General features: G+C 50.6%; 2 rRNA genes. Both read left to right on the top strand.

What is annotated here, in order from left to right:
• The first annotated feature begins 230 nt into the window (after nucleotides 1-230).
• Nucleotides 231-3,124 (top strand): 23S ribosomal RNA (locus AACY11_RS28070).
• A gap of 151 nt (nucleotides 3,125-3,275) precedes the next feature.
• Nucleotides 3,276-3,391: ribosomal RNA gene (gene rrf, locus AACY11_RS28065) — 5S ribosomal RNA — on the top strand.
• Nucleotides 3,392-3,437 lie beyond the last annotated feature (46 nt).

Below are 3,437 nucleotides of genomic sequence, written 5' to 3'. Positions count from 1 at the left end.
TGAAAGCTTAGAAATGAGCATTCCATCGATGTGATGATGAATGTTGATTTCTAGTCTTTGATTAGATCGTTCTTTAAAAATTTGGGTATGTGATAGAAAGATAGACTGGATAGCACTTTCACTGGTGTTTATTCAGGCTAAGGTAAAATTTGTGAGTTCTCTTAATTGAGAAATTCGAATTTTCGGCGAATGTCGTCTTCACAGTATAACCAGATTGCTTGGGGTTATATGGTCAAGTGAAGAAGCGCATACGGTGGATGCCTTGGCAGTCAGAGGCGATGAAAGACGTGGTAGCCTGCGAAAAGCTTCGGGGAGTCGGCAAACAGACTTTGATCCGGAGATGTCTGAATGGGGGAACCCAGCCATCATAAGATGGTTATCTTGTACTGAATACATAGGTGCAAGAGGCGAACCAGGGGAACTGAAACATCTAAGTACCCTGAGGAAAAGAAATCAACCGAGATTCCCTTAGTAGTGGCGAGCGAACGGGGACCAGCCCTTAAGTTGATTTGAGATTAGCGGAACGCTCTGGAAAGTGCGGCCATAGTGGGTGATAGCCCTGTACGCGAAAATCTCTTATCAATGAAATCGAGTAGGACGGAGCACGAGAAACTTTGTCTGAATATGGGGGGACCATCCTCCAAGGCTAAATACTACTGACTGACCGATAGTGAACTAGTACCGTGAGGGAAAGGCGAAAAGAACCCCGGAGAGGGGAGTGAAATAGATCCTGAAACCGTATGCGTACAAGCAGTGGGAGCCCACTTTGTTGGGTGACTGCGTACCTTTTGTATAATGGGTCAGCGACTTATTTTCAGTGGCGAGCTTAACCGAATAGGGGAGGCGTAGCGAAAGCGAGTCTTAATAGGGCGTCTAGTCGCTGGGAATAGACCCGAAACCGGGCGATCTATCCATGGGCAGGTTGAAGGTTGGGTAACACTAACTGGAGGACCGAACCGACTACCGTTGAAAAGTTAGCGGATGACCTGTGGATCGGAGTGAAAGGCTAATCAAGCTCGGAGATAGCTGGTTCTCCTCGAAAGCTATTTAGGTAGCGCCTCATGTATCACTGTAGGGGGTAGAGCACTGTTTCGGCTAGGGGGTCATCCCGACTTACCAAACCGATGCAAACTCCGAATACCTACAAGTGCCGAGCATGGGAGACACACGGCGGGTGCTAACGTCCGTCGTGAAAAGGGAAACAACCCAGACCGTCAGCTAAGGTCCCAAAGTTATGGTTAAGTGGGAAACGATGTGGGAAGGCTTAGACAGCTAGGAGGTTGGCTTAGAAGCAGCCACCCTTTAAAGAAAGCGTAATAGCTCACTAGTCGAGTCGGCCTGCGCGGAAGATGTAACGGGGCTCAAACCATACACCGAAGCTACGGGTATCACCTTCGGGTGATGCGGTAGAGGAGCGTTCTGTAAGCCTGTGAAGGTGAGTTGAGAAGCTTGCTGGAGGTATCAGAAGTGCGAATGCTGACATGAGTAACGACAATGGGTGTGAAAAACACCCACGCCGAAAGACCAAGGTTTCCTGCGCAACGTTAATCGACGCAGGGTTAGTCGGTCCCTAAGGCGAGGCTGAAAAGCGTAGTCGATGGAAAACAGGTTAATATTCCTGTACTTCTGGTTATTGCGATGGAGGGACGGAGAAGGCTAGGCCAGCTTGGCGTTGGTTGTCCAAGTTTAAGGTGGTAGGCTGGAATCTTAGGTAAATCCGGGATTCCAAGGCCGAGAGCTGATGACGAGTTATCTTTTAGATGACGAAGTGGTTGATGCCATGCTTCCAAGAAAAGCTTCTAAGCTTCAGGTAACCAGGAACCGTACCCCAAACCGACACAGGTGGTTGGGTAGAGAATACCAAGGCGCTTGAGAGAACTCGGGTGAAGGAACTAGGCAAAATGGCACCGTAACTTCGGGAGAAGGTGCGCCGGTGAGGGTGAAGGACTTGCTCCGTAAGCTCATGCCGGTCGAAGATACCAGGCCGCTGCGACTGTTTATTAAAAACACAGCACTCTGCAAACACGAAAGTGGACGTATAGGGTGTGACGCCTGCCCGGTGCCGGAAGGTTAATTGATGGGGTTAGCTAACGCGAAGCTCTTGATCGAAGCCCCGGTAAACGGCGGCCGTAACTATAACGGTCCTAAGGTAGCGAAATTCCTTGTCGGGTAAGTTCCGACCTGCACGAATGGCGTAACGATGGCGGCGCTGTCTCCACCCGAGACTCAGTGAAATTGAAATCGCTGTGAAGATGCAGTGTATCCGCGGCTAGACGGAAAGACCCCGTGAACCTTTACTATAGCTTTGCACTGGACTTTGAATTTGCTTGTGTAGGATAGGTGGGAGGCTTTGAAGCGTGGACGCCAGTTCGCGTGGAGCCATCCTTGAAATACCACCCTGGCAACTTTGAGGTTCTAACTCAGGTCCGTTATCCGGATCGAGGACAGTGTATGGTGGGTAGTTTGACTGGGGCGGTCTCCTCCTAAAGAGTAACGGAGGAGTACGAAGGTGCGCTCAGACCGGTCGGAAATCGGTCGTAGAGTATAAAGGCAAAAGCGCGCTTGACTGCGAGACAGACACGTCGAGCAGGTACGAAAGTAGGTCTTAGTGATCCGGTGGTTCTGTATGGAAGGGCCATCGCTCAACGGATAAAAGGTACTCCGGGGATAACAGGCTGATACCGCCCAAGAGTTCATATCGACGGCGGTGTTTGGCACCTCGATGTCGGCTCATCACATCCTGGGGCTGAAGCCGGTCCCAAGGGTATGGCTGTTCGCCATTTAAAGTGGTACGCGAGCTGGGTTTAGAACGTCGTGAGACAGTTCGGTCCCTATCTGCCGTGGACGTTTGAGATTTGAGAGGGGCTGCTCCTAGTACGAGAGGACCGGAGTGGACGAACCTCTGGTGTTCCGGTTGTCACGCCAGTGGCATTGCCGGGTAGCTATGTTCGGGAAAGATAACCGCTGAAAGCATCTAAGCGGGAAACTTGCCTCAAGATGAGATCTCACTGGAACCTTGAGTTCCCTGAAGGGCCGTCGAAGACTACGACGTTGATAGGTTGGGTGTGTAAGCGCTGTGAGGCGTTGAGCTAACCAATACTAATTGCCCGTGAGGCTTGACCATATAACACCCAAGCAATTTGCGCTTGAAAGCCAGATTGCGGTGTGTGAAGACGAAACGAACCGAAAGTTCGATGTTCACAAAACACCGACAGCTGTCACATACCCAATTTGCTGAAGCGAGGCCAACAGGTCGCGAGTCAGTACCCGAATTTCTTGACGACCATAGAGCGTTGGAACCACCTGATCCCATCCCGAACTCAGCAGTGAAACGATGCATCGCCGATGGTAGTGTGGGGTTTCCCCATGTGAGAGTAGGTCATCGTCAAGATTAAATTCCGAAACCCCAATTGCGAAAGCAGTTGGGGTTTTGTTTT

The sequence above is a fragment of the Pseudomonas sp. RA_105y_Pfl2_P56 genome (assembly GCF_963970845.1).
Taxonomy (GTDB): domain Bacteria; phylum Pseudomonadota; class Gammaproteobacteria; order Pseudomonadales; family Pseudomonadaceae; genus Aquipseudomonas; species Aquipseudomonas baetica_A.
The sequence above is the reverse complement of the archived record's forward strand: the minus strand, read 5'-3'. Positions and strand labels throughout refer to the sequence as shown.